We start from the raw sequence: 15689 nt of genomic DNA, 5'->3' as shown, positions 1-15689 counted from the left end.
CTTTTCGGGAAGTGGACCTTTTCGGAAAACCACTTGGCAGGCTATGCCGGCATGGAGATCGGTTCAAGCCGGCGCGATCGCCGGGCGTTGCGATCCGATCTCGTGGAGGTCAACATGAGTTCGCCACGACTGCGCCGCGCCGACCGCGCGATGTCCGAGCAACGGGCCTATGCCATGCTGGAGCAGGGGTTCAGCGGACAGCTCGCCACCGTGGGGACCGACGGCTATCCCTATTGCATTCCGCTGCTCTACATCTGGATGGACGGAGAAATCTACGTTCACACCGGCAGTGCCGGGGGCCATTTGCGGGCGAACGTCGAACGCGAGCCGCGCATCTGCTTTGAGATCGACGAGCCGGATCGGGTGTTCGACTATGGCCGCTTTGAATGCGATTCAGGTTTGGCGTACCGGAGCGTGGTCCTGTTCGGCAAAATTCGGATTGCCGAGGAGAGGGCGGTCAAGCAGCGCTTCTGCGAGGCGCTGATGGCAAAATACGGCAAGCCGGATAGCACGCGGCCCAAGGGCTTCTTTCCGCGCATCGACGGGATTACGGTTTACGTGATTGCCGTGGAGCGAATGACGGGCAAGGAAATGGCTTTACCGCCCCTCTCCGAGCAGTGGCCTGCGAAAGACCGAACCAAAACGCCGAACGCGCGTCCTTGATGAAGTGGCGGCGCCGTCGCCGGTCATTCTGTGGCGCGCCCTTTGGCGTCAGGCCCCCCCACCTGCCTGGATCACGCCGAACCAGCCGAGGCCCTTATAGGTCTCGTAACCCGGCGTGGCGTGGAAGGCGACCAGGCCGCCCGTGCGGTCCTGGTAGAAGCCGGAGCGTCTGCCTTCGAGTTGCAGCGAGATGCGTTCGGTGAGCAGGCCTTGGCCATCGGACGCGGCGATCACCCGGAAATTGGAATCGACCAGCAGCACGCGGGCCTTGTCGGCGGCGCTGACGCGCACGCCTTGAACGATGGTGCGGGCCTGCGGCTCCCAATCGAAATGGATCGCCAAGACGCCGGTCGGCTTGCCGTTTGCCTTGCCGCCCTCGCGAACACTGGCGCAATAGGTCACGACCTGGGCATTGCCGAGCAAGGGCTGGCATTCGACGTCGCCGACGGCGTAGTCGTCGCCGGAGCGCAGGGCCCGTGCGGCGCGAAACCATTTGGTCTGCGCCACGTTCTGGCGGGTGACGCCGAACTGATTGCTGCGGCCGTTGGCCAGCACATTGCCGTCGAGGTCGCAGAGCCAGAGATCGAGATAGACGGTATAGGCGCCGAGGATCACGGCCATCCGCTCCGACACATGGCTGACGGCGGCCGCATCGGGCGCCGCCGCGCAATCGACAACGGCCGAGTCGGTCGCCCACCAGCGCACGTCGCAGGTGCGCTCATAGAGGTTGCGGTCGATCAGCTCGATGGCGTTCAGCGACAGGTCGACCATGCGCTCGCCGCGCGAGCGGTCAGCCATCTGCGCGATCGAGTTCATGAGGTTGCCGGTGCGGTTGGTAAGCTGGCTTTCCAGCTCGCGGGCGATGGTCTCGACCTGCTGCCCGACATTGCGCACTTCCTGCGCCACCACCGCAAAGCCGGCGCCTTGCGCGCCGGCGCGCGAGCTTTCGATCAGCGCGTTCAGCGCCAGCATCTTCATCTGGTTGGTGATCTTCTGGATCGACTTGGTCTTCTCGCAGGCGACCTGATTGACCTCGGCGGTCAGCCGCGCGATCAGCGCCGAGACGTCGGCTTCATCCTCGGTGCCCGCCGGCTTGGCGTTCAGCTTCGAAATCGGTGCGGTCTGGGAGCGAAGCGCGACGGACATTGGCAGGAATTCCCCAGGCTTTGTGCGGCTGCCGGTCTTCTGGCGGATCGGCAGGGACTCAAGGCGAGCGTGTCCATTCCTTTGTCGGGGATCATGGCTAACGATTGGTTTATGTTCCGGCGGCCTCAGGGTAGTTTTACCCCATCGAGTTGCACGTTCTTTGTGCACGTTGTTTTTGGCGGCAGGATTCCGGCTGGCCGTCGCTCCCGGTGTTTGCGTTTGCTGAGCAGACGCTTTGCCCCTATGTCTCGAAGGTATCATGACGCCCGCATCCGCTTTGCCCGTTGAACCGCCGCCGGCCTTTCTGGGCGTTCAGCGTTCGGCAACCGGCAAATTGTGGCGCGACCGGCTCGACGCGCGGGGCGCGGCGCGCGCGCTGGCGATCACCCAGCGCTACCAGTTGCCAGAAATGCTGGCGCGGGTCTTGGCGGGGCGCGATGTCGGGATCGACGAGGTTCAGGACTACCTCGATCCGACCATTCGCAAGCTGATGCCCGACCCCCACACCGTGACGCAGATGGAGACGGCGGCCAAGCGGATCGCGGATGCCGCCCAGCGCGGCGAGAAGGTCGCCATCTTCGGCGATTACGATGTCGACGGCGCGACATCGGCGGCGCTGCTCGCCTGGCACTTGCGCCATTGCGGGCTCGACCCGCTGATCCATATCCCCGACCGCATCTTCGAGGGCTACGGCCCCAATACCGAGGCGGTGAGGGCGCTCGCCGGCAGAGGCGCGACGTTGCTGATAACAGTCGATTGTGGCACCACCAGCCTCGAGCCGCTGGCGGAAGCGCGCAAGCTCGGGATGTCGGTCGTCGTCATCGACCATCACCAATGCGGGGAGGAACTGCCTGAGGTCGATGCGCTGGTAAATCCGAACCGGCTCGACGATCTCTCCGGCCTCGGTCATCTCGCCGCGGTCGGGCTGGTGCTGATCACACTGGTTGCGGTGAACCGGGAACTGCGCGGGCGCAGCTTCTGGAACGCCGAGCGGCCGGAGCCGGATCTGCTCGGCATGCTGCACCATGTGGCGCTCGGCACCGTGGCCGACGTCGCGCCGCTAACCGGGCTGAACCGCGCCTTCGTCGCAAAAGGCCTGATCGCGATGCGCCGGCGCGACCATGTCGGCCATACCGCGCTGATGGATGTGGCGCGGTTGAACGGGCCGCCGGAGGCCTGGCATCTCGGCTTCATGCTGGGGCCGCGCATCAATGCCGGCGGACGGATCGGGCGCGCCGATCTCGGCGTGCGGCTGCTCCTGGAAGGCGACGTTTCGGAAGCGGCGCGGATCGCGGCCGAGCTCGACCGCCTCAACAGCGAGCGCCGCGTCATCGAGCAGGCGGCCGAAGCGCAGGCGGAGGCCGAGGCACTGGCCTCGCTCGGGCTGGAGGACAAGGGCGCTGTCATCGTGACGGCCGCCGAAGGCTGGCATCCCGGCATCGTCGGCCTGGTCGCCTCGCGGCTGAAGGAGAAATTCGCGCGGCCGGCCTTTGCCATTGCGCTGGAGCCGGGCGGCATCGGCACCGGCTCCGGTCGTTCGATCTCAGGCGTCGATCTCGGCAAGGCGGTGCGCCAGGCGGTCAAGGATCGTATCCTGATGAAGGGCGGCGGCCACGCCATGGCCGCCGGCGTCACGCTGCGGAAGGAGAAGCTCGCCGAATTCCGCGCCTTCATGGAGAACGCGCTGGCCGAGGATGTCGCCAATTCCCGTCACGAGAACGAGCTGTTCATCGACGGTGCCATTAGCGCGCGGGGCGTGACGGTGGAGTTCGCCAATATGCTGAACCGCGCCGGACCGTTCGGGGCGGCCAATCCGGAGCCGGTGATCGCGCTGCCGGCGCATCAGCTCGTCTATGCGGACGAGGTCGGGCAGGCGCATCTGCGCGTCCGCTTCAAGGCGGGCGACGGCGCCATCGTCAACGGCATCGCGTTCCGCGCGATCGGGCAGAAGCTCGGCCATGCGCTGACGCAGAACCGCGGCCAGCCCCTGCATGTCGCAGGATCGCTTGCGGTCGATCGCTTTCAGGGGGCGGAGCGTGTGCAGCTGCGCGTGGTCGACGTCGCGGTGCCGGACCCCGGGCCGAAAGTCATCAGGTAATTCGACAACCAAGAACAACAAACGGGAGAAGAAATGACGGGGCAGGTTCAGGGCAAGGTCGCGCTGGTGACGGGTGGTGCGTCCGGTATTGGCGAAGCGATCTGCGAATTGCTGGCGCGCGAGGGCGCTTCGATCGCCGTGACCGACGTCGACGATCTCAGGGGCCCCGAGGTCGTCGCGAGGATCAAGAAGGCCGGTGGCGAGGCGAGCTTCTGGCATCACGACGTCACCAGCGAGGAGCGCTGGATCGAGGTCGTGGCCGAGGTCATGAAGCGCTATGGCCGGCTCGACGTGCTGGTCTCGAATGCCGGCATCGGCATTGCCGTGCCGACTATCACCGAGATGTCGCTCGCCGACTGGCGGCGGCAGACGGCGATCAATCTCGACGGCGTGTTTTTATCTGTTAAGCATTGCCTGCCGCCGATGCGCAAGACCGGCGGCGGCTCCGTCATCATGATGTCGTCGCTCGCAGGCCTGCGCGGTGCCGCCGGGCTTTCGGGCTATTGCGCCACCAAAGGCGGCGTGCGGCTGTTTGCGAAAGCGATCGCGATGGAATGCGCCACCTTCGGCGACGGCATCCGCGTCAACTCCGTGCATCCCGGCATCATCGACACGCCGATCTGGGGCAAGATCACGGGCAGCGGGCAGAATGCGCCGATCGATCCCGAGGAACGCGCGAAATTGGCGACGCCGCTCGGCCGGGCCGGCCACGCCGAAGAGATCGCGCAGGGTGTGCTGTATCTGGCGTCCGATGCATCGCGCTACGTGACGGGGACCGAACTCGTCATCGATGGCGGGATGTTCGCGGGCGGGGTGGCGCGAAGATAGTAGCGACTGTCATTGCGAGCGCAGCGAAGCAATCCATGTCTCGACTCGGGGATAGACGGATTGCTTCGTCGCTTCAGCGCAAAATTGCTTTGCAATTTTGTCGCGAGCTCCTCGCAATGACGGCGGACGCGTTACCCGCCTTGCCTTAACCGCGCAAGCACCTTCAACCCGCCATAGCCGTCGGCTGGCAATAGCCCGATCTTGGTCTGATAGTCCCTGACCGCCTTCATCGTGTCGTTACCGACACGGCCATCGGTGCCGCCGGTGTCGAAGCCAGCCTTTGTCAGCCGCGTCTGCACCTCTTGCACTTCGGCGAGCGTCAGCGCGCGCTCGGAGCCGGGGAAGGGCTGGATGAAGGGCGGTGCGCCCAGGATGCGGTCGCCGAGGTGGCAGATCGCCAGCGCGTAGTTCATGGACGGGTTGTAGCTTTTCACCGAATAGAAGTTGGGGCCGAGCAGAAACGAGGGGCCGCCGGCGACCGGCACCCACATCTGCGCTGACGCATTCGGCTGCGGGAACGGCTTGCCATCGGCGCGCGTCACGCCGGCACTGGCCCAGGCAGCGTAGGTGCGGTTGCCGCTCGCAGCGCCACCGGATGTGCGGACTTCATAGCCCCAGTGCTCGCCGCGGTGATACTTGCCGCGGTTGAGCAGGAAGCGCGCGCTGGAGCCGAGCGCATCGTCCGGCTTGCCGAACGGCGAGACGCGGCCGTCCTTGTCGTAGTCCATGCCGACATTGAGCCAGACTTCCGGCATCCATTGCGTATGGCCCATCGCGCCGGCCCAGGAGCCGCGCATCTCCTCCGGCGTGCCCCAGCCGCGGTCGACGATCCTCAGCGCATTGATCAGTTCGGTTTCCCAATAGGCGCGGCGGCGCGGCTCGTTCCAGGCGAGTGCGGCGAGCGCGGGAAAGACCGGGCGCATATGGTTCTGCTGCACCAAGGGATCGCCATAGGCCGATTCAACGCCCCACAGCGCCAGCAGCGTGCCGCGCTCGACGCCAAAGTCCTGCTCGATCCTTGCGAACAGGGCCTCGTGCTTTTTCAACGCCTCGCGGCCGTTGATGATGCGCCAGTCCGAGACGCGGCGGTTGATGTATTGCCAGATTTGCTCGTGGAATTCCGGCTGCTTCTGCATCTGCCGGAACACGGTCATATCGGGCTCGATGCGGCCCATCACCCGCGTCCAGGTCGCGTCCGAAATGCCTTTGGCGAGCGCGCGCGGCCGGAAATTATTGCGCCACTCGTCGAAGCCGGGCGGGGCGGCAAGCGCGGATGGCGCGGCGAACACTGCGCTTGCGGCGATGCCGGCCTGCAGCACGGCGCGGCGGGTGGGGGCTGTCTTGGAATCAGGCTGTTTCATGCCGGCATTCTAGCGGTGCGGCGGCCCCGAGCCAAAAGCCTTGACGCCGCGGGAACCGCCATTTTGCCGCGATTTCGCAGCCGCTCCCGGCCATGGACGGGGGGCGATCGCCTCTTATAATGATCCGGAGCACGATAACAAAAGGCCAGGAGAGATGTCACACGCCCGCAAGGAATACAAAGATTTCATGTCGCTGACGCCGGACGCCTACGCGGCGGTGCTGGCGCTCAGCCAGATCGCGGGCAAGGCGGGGATGGACAAGCAGCTGCTCGAACTGATCAAGCTGCGCGCCTCGCAGATCAATGGCTGCGCTTTCTGCGTGCAGTATCACATCCTGGAGGGCGAGAAGCTCGGCGTATCAGCCGACAAGCTCAATCTCGTGGTGGTGTGGCGCGAGGCGCCGCAGTTTTCGCGGCGCGAGCGGGCAGCGCTGGCGTGGACTGAAGCATTAACGCTACTCAGCGAGGGCGTCAGTGACGAAATCTACGCGCAGGCAAGCGCCGAGTTTTCGGAGAAGGAGCTTGCCTATCTCACCTCAGCGGTGGCCGCGATCAACGTCTGGAACAGGTTCGGCGCAGCGTTCCGCTGGACGCCGCCGGCACGGAAGCCAGCCGTGGGCGCGGCGGCGTCGTAGGGCCAGTGACATACGCATTGAAGGCGCCGCGTGGGCGGCCACGAAATGACGCGATGAGCTAACCCTTGCGGCGCCGTGCTGAGGCATCGCCCGCAGTGTGATTTACGTTCTGCGCAGCGGCTTCATGGCTGCCCTGACATGGTCCGCAAAGAGATGCGCGAGCGGATTGAGCGTCCTATTCTTCAAAGTTATGAGGGCCAATGGTCTTGCTGTTCCCGACAATTCTACTGGCAGCATCTTGAGCAATCGCTTCTTGGGCGGAAACTGCATGACCACGCGAGGAACGATCGACAAGAATCGGCCGGTCACTAGTAAGGTGGTCCGGAGAGGTAGCGTTGAACCAGCGACGGTCGAAGGAACCTGTAGTCCTTGCGCCTGAAACGCCTCAAGCACGAGTTTGCCGTACGGCTGATCCGGCAGCGGTAACACCCAAGGTTCGCCTGCCAGTTGCGCTAAGCTGAGCTTGCGCCGGCGCGCAAGGGGATTGTGGGCGCCCGCGACGACCACCTGCGGATCGTCCAATAGTGGCTCGACATCCATTAAGTCTCCTCCCGGAGGGTCGATGATATGCACGACTGCAAGATCTACCCTGCGATCGAGCAGCGCTCGATACGCCGTAGCTGTATCCGTGGCGTGGACTCGAAAGCTCAGACCGGGGTGAGTTCTGGAAAGGCGAGTGATCACGTTGGCAACAAGGCCCTCAGCTATTGCAATCGACGCGCCGATCGTCACCTCTCCGTGAGTCGCATCCGAAAGGAAGCGAACGTCTTTGATGCCGTGTGAAAGCTCGTCGAAGATGGCAATTCCCCGCTTCAAGAGCGCGCGGCCAAACGGTGTAGGCTCGATGCCCTTTGCGCTGCGATCCAGGAGGCGAACACCTAACGCGTGCTCAAGCTCTCCAATAGACCTCGAGACAGCTGGTTGCGAGGTGGCGAGCAGTCTGGCGGCCTCGCTCATACTGCCGGCCTTAGCCACGACGATCAAAATCCGCAGGTTGTGAAGGCTCAGGCGGTGTTCGATGCGCTGGATCTCGTCCATGATCGAGATTCCCTTATCCCATATCAATTGTGATATGGCGCCATCGAACAATAGCATTACGTGACTTGGCTGAAAACCGTTACGGTATCAGCAGAAACGTGCTGCTCCAGAGTTTCAGAGGTCAGTGCCAGCAATTTCTCCTCGCTAGGTTGCCATAGAGTTGAATAGGCCGCCCTTGCAACGACTTGTCGTACAAGGAGCAAGAGCATGATTGCGCGCGGAACAATTATCGCTTCTCTCGCCATTGCCGTCGTCTCGGCCCAGTTCGCGGATGCCTCTGCGGAACTCTATCCATCGCGGCCGATCACCATGGTCGTGCCATTTCCCGCGGGCGGACCAACCGACGCGATTGCACGCATTGTGTCTGAACAGATGAGTGCATCTTTGGGTCAGCCGATCGTCATGGAGAATGTGACTGGCGCCGCGGGAGCGATCGGCGCTGGCCGCGTGGCTCGGGCAGCGCCGGACGGATATACGCTCTGTACTGGCTTTCTGGGAACGCATGTGTTGAACGGCGCCATCTTTAGCCTCCAATACGATGTCGTGAAGGATTTCGAGCCCGTCGCTCTGTTGGCGAGCAATCCGCAGCTCATCGTGGCAACCAGGGCCGCTCCTGCGAAGGACCTCCTGGAATTTATCGCCTGGCTCAAGGCAAATCCGGGAAAGGCTACGCAAGGAACCGCAGGTGTGGGAAGTCCCTCACACGTCAGCGGAGCGTACTTCCAGCGTGCCACGGGCACGACGTTTCAATTTGCCCAGTACCGCGGCGCGGCCCCGGCGATGCAGGACTTGGTGGGCGGGCATGTCGATCTGATGTTCGATCAGCCGCCAAACTCCCTACCGCATGTTCGCGCCGGCAACATCAAGGCGTTCGCGGTCACCGCCAAGAAGCGCCTTGCCTCTGCGCCTGATATCCCCACGGTGGATGAGGCTGGATTGCCGGGCTTCTACATCTCTGTTTGGTCCGGCATATGGGCCCCAAAGGGCACATCGCGGGAGATCATCTCCAAGCTCAACGCCGCAGTGGTTGCTGCGCTGGCGAATCCGGATGTGCGACGGCGGTTGGCAGATCTGGGTCAGGACGTTCCAACGCGCGACCAGCAAACTCCTGCTGCCCTTGCCAGCTTTCAAGCGGCTGAAGTCGAAAGATGGTGGCCGATCGTCAAAATGATGGACTTGCAAGCAAAATAAGGTCTTTAGCGTCTGTGAAAAACGGGAAGGGGGCTGGTGTTGCGCCTTTGGCTGCTGAGAGCCTTCGGTCACCAACACTAGTACGACATGATCGCCGCCGTTTGCTTTGCCTTTGTCCTCGCGTTTTACCGCGCACTGTGACGCAGCACATCCTCCGGCAGCACATGCGCGACGGCGGCCACCGGCGGATCGGTGCCGAGCTCACGGCCGCGGGCGCGGATCAGCCGTTCATAGGCCGCGATCAGCGTGGTGTAGGGGTTGACCCAGATCCAGCCGTCGCGCGTGAACACCTGCACGTCGAAGTGCAGGTGATATGAGGTGCCGTTGGGGAAGTCGAGATAGTTGGAGACCACGCCGATCTTCTCGCCCTCGGCGACGTGTCGGCCGTTGAGAACGCCGTCTGCATCCATCGCCGACGGGTTCATATGCATGTAGCGGAAACGGATATGTTCGGTGCCGGTGTTGATCTGCAGCGTCGCCGCCTGCTGCCGGGGTGAACGGATCAGCATGCCGTCGCGTACGGCCAGGACAGCCTGCTTTCTCGGATGGCAGGCGCTCTCGCTGACGCTGTGCGGCGGGCAGGGTACAGGGCGGATGTCCTGGCCCTGATGCCCGAAGCCGGCGGAGCATTGCCCGACCTGGAAGCTGCGGGCTTCGCAAAAATTGTCGCGCCAGGGATACACGCTTTGTTGGCCGCGCTTGCCGAACTGCTGCGAGCTGACCAGGACCAGGGCTTTCGCCAGCGGAAAGCGGATCTGCGAATAGGCGATGAGATCGGCGCGGCCGCCGCGGTTGCGGGCGCTGCTGTTGGCGATGATGTCGCCGCTCGGGCGATAGCTGAAGTCGGGCGACCGATCGACCGGCCGTTCCGCAACCTGGGATTCCATGTCAACGCGCGGGCGCGCGGGCTGGCCGCCGGCGATGCGCAGCGCCTTCAGGAAGCGCTCGGCAATCGGGTAGGCCTCGCGGCAGGCCAGCCGCCGCGGCCGCGGCGCCGAGTCCAGGCACTGGATCGACACGACATAGGGCACGCCGAAACGGGTGAAGGCGTAGCGCACATAGCCTTCGCGAATGAAACGGCGGATATCCGGGAATTGCCCCGCCAGCGCCTTGACCGGCACGCCCCTGCCGCCGAGCGGATCGGCCAGATCGTAAATCAGGAGCGAACCGGTGATCTGCACCTCGACCGGTCGCACGAAAGTTCGTGGCGGCAGGCCGGCGCCTGCGCCCGGATCAAGCGAAAACACCGCGTCATAGCCGGATGGGCCGGCGTGAAAGAAATCGGCGGGGCGAAAGTCAGCTTGGTGACGCACAACGGCGGGAGCGGGCGTGCCGCCGGCCTGTGCCTCGAGATAAGCAGCGGTATCGAATGGCAACAGCACCGGAACCGGGCTGCGTCCGATGCTTTCGAAAATCGACGAATTGATCGCGTTCAATTGCACCAGCGCGGGTGTTGTGCGGGGATCGCTTGCCACCATCCGCTGCCGGATCGCGAAGCTGAAGCGCGAGGCGATGGCGGGCCGCGAACTCATCTCGCCGCGCAATTGATCAAGAACGGCGCGCCATTCGACGCGAACCGCCGTGATCGACGGTGTCCTGAACTCGCTGGCGGAAACGCCTGAGTTCCCGGCGAGGAGCAAACAAAAGGCTGCCAGCCATCGCGCGAGCAAGCTGACAGCCCCGATTTCCAATGCACCGCCCCCCCGGCGTGCCCCGTATTCTAAGGCGCGGTCTTAATCCTTCGCGCGCTCGACGTAGGAGCCATCCTCAGTCATGACCACGATACGTGTTCCGGTGCCGATGTGCGGCGGTACCGCCGTGCGAACACCGTTGGAGAGGATAGCAGGCTTGTAGGAGGAAGACGCGGTCTGGCCCTTGGTGACCGGCTCGGTCTCCACAACTTCCAGCGTCGCGCGCTGCGGGAGCTGGATCGCGACCGGGTTCAGGTCGTGCATCGACAGCTTCACGGTCATGTTTTCCTGCAGGTAAGGCGCGGCCGAGCCGACGATCTCCTTGGACACCTGCACCTGGTCGTAGGTTTCGGCGTTCATGAAGTGGAAGCCGTCGCCATCCTCGTAGAGATAGTTGAAGTTGCGGTCCTCGACGGTCGCCTTCTCGACCTGGTCGGTGGTCTTGTAGCGTTCCGACACCTTCACGCCGTCGCCGATGCGGCGCATTTCGATCTGGCTGACCGGAGTTCCCTTGCCGGGATGGATGTTTTCGGCTGACAGGACGACATAGAGCCTGCCGTCCTGCTCGATGACGTTGCCCTTGCGAATAGAACTGGCGATGACTTTCAAAGCTTGTTTTCCTGAATTTTCGGGCCTGCGGCCAAATCGGGACATAAGCGTCCTTCGGCCGTCGAGGCAGTTTCGGGCTGCAACATACTGATTTTGCCCGTCGATGCCAGTGTTTTAGGGCCATTTCGGCAGGTCTGCTTGAGGCCGGAACGGCCCTGATTCGCCGGTTTTACCGGCTGGCCGGATCGCGCCGTTTGAGCCTTGGCATTGTGTTCGATGCGCCGCAAGGTTCAGCGCTTTGGCATCGCTTGCTCAAGCGGAATGGACAAGCTGGGGCGGTTTCGCCATGAAGGGCGGGATGCGGCGCTGGAGGTCGCTGCCGCTTGCGCAATAGGGAAAGTCCAACAATTTCAATGGCGTTTTTCGATTTCTTGAATACCCTCTCAGACGCTGCGGAAGATGCTCCGCGGAGGCTGGGCGAGGATCGCTGATGGCTGAAACCGACCAGCCGTCGCCATGGTGGTCGGCCGCGCGGCACGCGGACCGCAAACCGTTCTTGCTCGCGCGGAACGCGATCACCCGCGCGCTGCGGGCCTGGTTTGACGAGCAGGGTTTTACTGAGGTCGAGACCGGCGTGCTTCAGGTATCGCCAGGCAACGAAACGCATCTGCATGCGCCGCGCACCGAAATGACAGGCAATGACGGCAGCCGTGCGGTGCGCTATTTGCGCACCTCGCCGGAATTTGCTGCCAAGAAGCTACTCGCTGCCGGTGAAACCAAGATATTCGAATTCGCGCGGGTGTTTCGCGACCGCGAGCGCGGCGATCTGCATCTGCCCGAGTTCACGATGCTGGAGTGGTATCGTGCCAATGCGCCCTATGACGCCATCATGGCCGACACCATTGTCGTGATCGCCCATGCGGCGCAGGCCACCGGCATCGGCCAATTCGCGTTCCGCGGCAGAACGGCCGATCCCTTCGCCGAACCGGAACTCCTGACGGTGGCGCAGGCATTCGAGCGCTTTGCCGGAATCGATTTGCTTGTCACCATCGCGGATGGCGAGGGTGATCGGGAAGCGCTGGCGGCTGCGGCCGCCAAGCGGGTGCGGGTCGCCGCCGACGACACCTGGTCGGATATTTTCAGCAAGGTGCTGGTCGAGCATGTCGAACCAAATCTGGGGCAGGGGCGTTTGACGGTCCTGTTCGAATATCCGGCGCCGGAGGCCGCGTTGGCGCGGGCGAAAGCGGGCGATTCTCGCGTTGCCGAACGTTTCGAGGTCTATGCCTGCGGCGTCGAGCTCGCCAATGGCTTTGGCGAACTGACTGACGCCGTCGAGCAGCGCCGCCGTTTCGCCGGTTCGATGGACGAGAAGGAACGGCGCTATGGCGAGCGTTATCCGCTGGATGAGGATTTTCTTGCCGCAGTCGCCGCGATGCCGCTATCCAGCGGCGTTGCCCTCGGTTTCGACCGGCTGGTGATGCTGGCAAGCGGTGCGCTGCGGGTCGACCAGGTGGTATGGACGCCGCCGGCAGGAGAGAGATGAACAGGATCGATCCGAAACTTCTGGCAACGCTGCGACAGCCCGCCGATCTCGTCGCGCGCGGGCTGACGAAGCCTGCCGATCTCGCCGATCTCGAACGGGTCGCCGCGCGCTATGCGATCGCCGTGACGCCTGACATCGCCGGCCTGATCGACACGGAAAACCCCAATGATCCGATCGCGCGGCAGTTCATTCCGAGCGCGCTGGAGCTTAAGGAAGCGCCTGGCGAGAATGCCGATCCGATCGGCGACGATGCGCATTCGCCATTTCCCGGCATCGTGCACCGCTATCCCGACCGCGTGCTGTTCAAGCTGGTGCATGTCTGCGCGGTCTATTGCCGGTTCTGCTTCCGCCGCGAGATGGTCGGGCCGGGCAAGGCGACCGCGCTGTCGGAAGCCGCCTATCAGGGCGCGCTGGACTATATCCGCGCGCACACCGAAATCTGGGAAGTCATCCTGACCGGCGGCGATCCGCTGATGCTGTCGCCGCGTCGGCTGTCCGAGATCGTGGCCGACCTCGCCGACATCGATCATGTCAAGATCGTACGGCTTCACACCCGCGTGCCGGTGGTGGCGCCGGCGCGAATCGACGGCGACATGATCGGGGCGCTGCGCACCCGCGGCGTAACCACCTGGATTGCCGTTCATGCCAATCATCCGCGCGAATTTTCCGGTGAGGCGCGCAGCGCCTGCGCGCGGCTGGCAGACGCCGGCATTCCGCTGGTGAGCCAGACGGTGCTGCTGCGCGGCGTCAACGACGATGCCGCGACGCTGGAAGCCTTGATGCGGGCTTTTGTCGAAAATCGAATCAAACCCTATTATCTGCACCATGGTGACCTCGCGCCGGGGACTGCGCATCTGCGCACTGGCATCGCTGAGGGGCAGGAACTGATGCGTCACTTGCGGGGCCGCGTCTCGGGCCTGTGCCAGCCGGAATATGTGCTCGACATTCCCGGCGGTCACGGCAAGGCGCCGATCGGACCGAATTATTTGTCGCATACAAGTTCCAGGGAATGTGATCTATCCTCGGAAGCGCAGTATCGTATCGTCGACTACTGCGGTGACGTTCACCTCTATCCGCCAAAGCCGTAACCAGCGATGACGGACGACGGCGACGAGAAGCGGGAGCCGCCGGAAGACGAGCGCCATCGCGGAATTGAAAATGCGGTATTGCTCGGTTTCTTCGTGGTGCTGGTGGCGGCCGGAATCTGGCTGCTTGGCACCATGGCCGATGTACGAAAGGCGCAGGACTGCGCCGCCCAGGGACGCCGGAACTGTGCGATAATCGACGTGCCGGCGCGGTAGCAACAGACAGGAAGACGGGAGAACCGACATGCGAACCACAATCCTTTCGATAGCGCTGACGGTTCTGATCGGCGGCGCGGATGTGCTCGCGCAGGGGTCGTCGTCCGTTTCGAAGAATTCCGGCGGCGGTGGCGGCGGGGCAATACAGGCGCCGGTCGGTCATCGCCAGCCGCGTCCGAGCGACCTGCCCAATGACGGCAAGAACCAGTACAACGACCCGAACGATGCGTTGAGCAAGGAAAACGCCGCGCTCGATCGCAAGATCAAGAGCATCTGCCGCGGCTGCTGACGACGAGATGTGAAACACGGCGGCGAGCGCTGCGCTCGCCACCGTCCGGCATTAACCGGGCCTTGCCGTACGGCCATAAAGCACAGCCAGACAGACAAGGAGCGTCGCGGCCGACAGGCCAAGCGACCAGTGAATGCCGATCGCGGCTCCCGCGAGGCCGACGGTGATGCCGCTGAACGCCCGCATGCCGAGCCCGGCCATGTTGAACAGGCCGACGACGCGGCCGCGGCTGTCGGCGGGGGCGTTGATCTGGACCAAAGCCTGCGCCATCGTGTTGAACGACAGTTCGAAGAATCCGGCGGCGAACAGCAGCGCGATCGTAACCGCGTAGATGCGTGACGATGCAAAGGCGAGCAGGGACAGCGCCCAGAGAATGGCGAGCGCGATTGCTGTCCGCGGAGTTGGCCTGAGGCGCCCCCATGCTTCCAGTGCGATGGCGGCAAGGACCGCGCCGGCGGCGTCGGCAGCCAGCAGCACGCTGTAGGACACGCCGGGATCGCCGTGCCCGAGGTCGCCGGCGAAGCCCGGCATCTGGGCATGATAGGCGTTGCCGATCATGAAGGAGGTCAGACCGGCGAGCAGCGTCATCGAGGTCAGCACACGCTGCGTGGCGATGTCGCGGATAGTCTGCACGATGTCGGCAAGGCCGCGGACGGCGAAGCGCTTCACCGCCTGGCTCTTGTCGCGGGCGGGCGCCCAGAACAGCCAGAGCAGCATCGGCAAATAGAACAGCGTGTTGACGATGATGCCATGGGATGGGCCGAGTGCCAGCATGATAATGCCGCCCATCGCCGGTCCGACCAAAATGCCGAGATAGCGCGCCATCGCATTCAGCCGCACCGCGCTCGGCAGATCGGCGGGGCCGACGATGTCATAGAGCAGCAACTGGTTCGGCGTCTGCCACAGCACGCCGGCGCAGCCGTGAATCACCAGAAGCAGCATCGCGTGCCACATCTGAAGCGTGTCGGTGAGGAAGAAGACTCCCCATCCGGCGGACGCCACCATGAACAGCAGCATGCCGCACTGGATGATGCGGCGCGGATCGTAGCGGTCGGCGAGGCCGCCGACGGCGACAGAGAAAAACAGGAAGGGCAGCCAGTGCGACAGCACCGCAAACCCCGCAAGCGCCGGCGAATGGAATTTCTGGAACACCACCCAATAGCTGATCACATGCTCGACATTGTCAGCCATCATGGCCAGCACGTAAGCTGAGAACTGGGCGCGATAGGGCACTGACTTCATGGCTGCAAACGAACTCGACGCAGCCACGGGGTTCGTCGAAGGTTTTGAACTCAATCGATCACCTGGGCAAAACTTGACCTGCCCGGATGCCGACGCGGCATCCGGACGCCGCTCG

Annotated in this window: 16 protein-coding genes; 9 read left to right on the top strand and 7 right to left on the bottom strand. The window is 63.8% G+C overall.

Annotation, left to right across the window (positions count from 1 at the left end; translation table 11 throughout):
* The first annotated feature begins 33 nt into the window (after positions 1–33).
* Entirely contained in the window at positions 34–663 is a 630-nt protein-coding gene (locus RX331_RS20195) for a pyridoxamine 5'-phosphate oxidase family protein (RefSeq protein WP_317251670.1), read from the top strand.
* A gap of 48 nt (positions 664–711) precedes the next feature.
* Here RX331_RS20195 and RX331_RS20190 read toward each other — a convergent pair whose 3' ends face one another.
* Positions 712–1809, bottom strand: a complete 1098-nt coding sequence (locus tag RX331_RS20190) for a methyl-accepting chemotaxis protein (RefSeq protein WP_317251669.1) — start codon at positions 1807–1809, stop codon at positions 712–714.
* 259 nt (positions 1810–2068) lie between these two features.
* Here RX331_RS20190 and recJ point away from each other — a divergent pair, with 259 nt between their 5' ends.
* On the top strand, positions 2069–3907 hold the full coding sequence (recJ, locus tag RX331_RS20185) for a single-stranded-DNA-specific exonuclease RecJ (RefSeq protein ID WP_410707899.1): 1839 nt from the start codon (positions 2069–2071) through the stop codon (positions 3905–3907).
* 33 nt (positions 3908–3940) lie between these two features.
* Positions 3941–4735, top strand: a complete 795-nt coding sequence (locus tag RX331_RS20180) for a glucose 1-dehydrogenase (RefSeq protein WP_317251668.1) — start codon at positions 3941–3943, stop codon at positions 4733–4735.
* Positions 4736–4866: 131 nt separating this feature from the next.
* Here RX331_RS20180 and RX331_RS20175 read toward each other — a convergent pair whose 3' ends face one another.
* Entirely contained in the window at positions 4867–6096 is a 1230-nt protein-coding gene (locus RX331_RS20175) for a lytic murein transglycosylase (protein ID WP_317251667.1), read from the bottom strand.
* Positions 6097–6250: 154 nt separating this feature from the next.
* Here RX331_RS20175 and RX331_RS20170 point away from each other — a divergent pair, with 154 nt between their 5' ends.
* Entirely contained in the window at positions 6251–6730 is a 480-nt protein-coding gene (locus RX331_RS20170; protein WP_317251666.1) for a carboxymuconolactone decarboxylase family protein, read from the top strand.
* A gap of 102 nt (positions 6731–6832) precedes the next feature.
* On the opposite strand, the gene RX331_RS20165 is transcribed toward RX331_RS20170, so the two are convergent.
* Positions 6833–7768: a LysR family transcriptional regulator gene (locus RX331_RS20165; protein ID WP_317251665.1), complete on the bottom strand. Its 936-nt coding sequence runs from the start codon at positions 7766–7768 to the stop codon at positions 6833–6835.
* A 207-nt stretch (positions 7769–7975) separates the two neighbouring features.
* Here RX331_RS20165 and RX331_RS20160 point away from each other — a divergent pair, with 207 nt between their 5' ends.
* Positions 7976–8959, top strand: a complete 984-nt coding sequence (locus RX331_RS20160; protein ID WP_317251664.1) for a tripartite tricarboxylate transporter substrate-binding protein — start codon at positions 7976–7978, stop codon at positions 8957–8959.
* A gap of 125 nt (positions 8960–9084) precedes the next feature.
* Here the strand turns inward: RX331_RS20160 and RX331_RS20155 are convergent, their stop codons facing one another.
* From RX331_RS20155 to RX331_RS20145, 3 genes are read right to left on the bottom strand one after another with little or no spacing between them, the layout of a single operon-like run.
* Complete coding sequence (locus tag RX331_RS20155; RefSeq protein WP_410708295.1) at positions 9085–10644, bottom strand: M23 family peptidase; 1560 nt, start codon at positions 10642–10644, stop codon at positions 9085–9087.
* A gap of 48 nt (positions 10645–10692) precedes the next feature.
* The gene (efp, locus tag RX331_RS20150; protein ID WP_317251662.1) at positions 10693–11259 is read right to left on the bottom strand and encodes an elongation factor P; all 567 of its coding nucleotides are present in this window, start codon (positions 11257–11259) and stop codon (positions 10693–10695) included.
* Complete coding sequence (locus tag RX331_RS20145) at positions 11256–11486, bottom strand: hypothetical protein (RefSeq protein WP_317251661.1); 231 nt, start codon at positions 11484–11486, stop codon at positions 11256–11258. Before RX331_RS20145 ends, efp begins: the two co-directional genes overlap by 4 nt.
* Before the next feature lie 203 nt (positions 11487–11689).
* Between RX331_RS20145 and epmA the strand changes: the two genes are divergently transcribed.
* The 4 genes from epmA to RX331_RS20125 are packed head-to-tail and all read left to right on the top strand — an operon-like array spanning position 11690 to position 14332.
* Positions 11690–12742: an EF-P lysine aminoacylase EpmA gene (gene epmA, locus RX331_RS20140; RefSeq protein WP_317251660.1), complete on the top strand. Its 1053-nt coding sequence runs from the start codon at positions 11690–11692 to the stop codon at positions 12740–12742.
* Complete coding sequence (locus RX331_RS20135) at positions 12739–13830, top strand: lysine-2,3-aminomutase-like protein (RefSeq protein ID WP_317251659.1); 1092 nt, start codon at positions 12739–12741, stop codon at positions 13828–13830. Before epmA ends, RX331_RS20135 begins: the two co-directional genes overlap by 4 nt.
* Before the next feature lie 6 nt (positions 13831–13836).
* Positions 13837–14043, top strand: a complete 207-nt coding sequence (locus tag RX331_RS20130; RefSeq protein WP_317251658.1) for a hypothetical protein — start codon at positions 13837–13839, stop codon at positions 14041–14043.
* Positions 14044–14071: 28 nt separating this feature from the next.
* Entirely contained in the window at positions 14072–14332 is a 261-nt protein-coding gene (locus tag RX331_RS20125; RefSeq protein WP_283027854.1) for a hypothetical protein, read from the top strand.
* A 51-nt stretch (positions 14333–14383) separates the two neighbouring features.
* On the opposite strand, the gene RX331_RS20120 is transcribed toward RX331_RS20125, so the two are convergent.
* On the bottom strand, positions 14384–15574 hold the full coding sequence (locus RX331_RS20120) for an MFS transporter (protein ID WP_317258190.1): 1191 nt from the start codon (positions 15572–15574) through the stop codon (positions 14384–14386).
* Between the last annotated feature and the right edge of the window lie 115 nt (positions 15575–15689).

The organism is Bradyrhizobium sp. BWA-3-5 (assembly GCF_032917985.1).
Lineage (GTDB): Bacteria > Pseudomonadota > Alphaproteobacteria > Rhizobiales > Xanthobacteraceae > Bradyrhizobium.
Note: the sequence above shows the minus strand (reverse complement) of the source record. Positions and strands in the feature narration are given on the sequence as shown.

Coding starts and splice junctions, on each gene's coding strand:
- RX331_RS20190 (WP_317251669.1), bottom strand. CDS start 1,809: ATGTCCGTCGCGCTTCGCTCCCAGACCGCACCGATTTCGAAGCTGAAC.
- recJ (WP_410707899.1), top strand. CDS start 2,069: ATGACGCCCGCATCCGCTTTGCCCGTTGAACCGCCGCCGGCCTTTCTG.
- RX331_RS20180 (WP_317251668.1), top strand. CDS start 3,941: ATGACGGGGCAGGTTCAGGGCAAGGTCGCGCTGGTGACGGGTGGTGCG.
- RX331_RS20175 (WP_317251667.1), bottom strand. CDS start 6,096: ATGAAACAGCCTGATTCCAAGACAGCCCCCACCCGCCGCGCCGTGCTG.
- RX331_RS20170 (WP_317251666.1), top strand. CDS start 6,251: ATGTCACACGCCCGCAAGGAATACAAAGATTTCATGTCGCTGACGCCG.
- RX331_RS20165 (WP_317251665.1), bottom strand. CDS start 7,768: ATGGACGAGATCCAGCGCATCGAACACCGCCTGAGCCTTCACAACCTG.
- RX331_RS20160 (WP_317251664.1), top strand. CDS start 7,976: ATGATTGCGCGCGGAACAATTATCGCTTCTCTCGCCATTGCCGTCGTC.
- epmA (WP_317251660.1), top strand. CDS start 11,690: ATGGCTGAAACCGACCAGCCGTCGCCATGGTGGTCGGCCGCGCGGCAC.
- RX331_RS20135 (WP_317251659.1), top strand. CDS start 12,739: ATGAACAGGATCGATCCGAAACTTCTGGCAACGCTGCGACAGCCCGCC.
- RX331_RS20130 (WP_317251658.1), top strand. CDS start 13,837: ATGACGGACGACGGCGACGAGAAGCGGGAGCCGCCGGAAGACGAGCGC.
- RX331_RS20125 (WP_283027854.1), top strand. CDS start 14,072: ATGCGAACCACAATCCTTTCGATAGCGCTGACGGTTCTGATCGGCGGC.
- RX331_RS20120 (WP_317258190.1), bottom strand. CDS start 15,574: ATGAAGTCAGTGCCCTATCGCGCCCAGTTCTCAGCTTACGTGCTGGCC.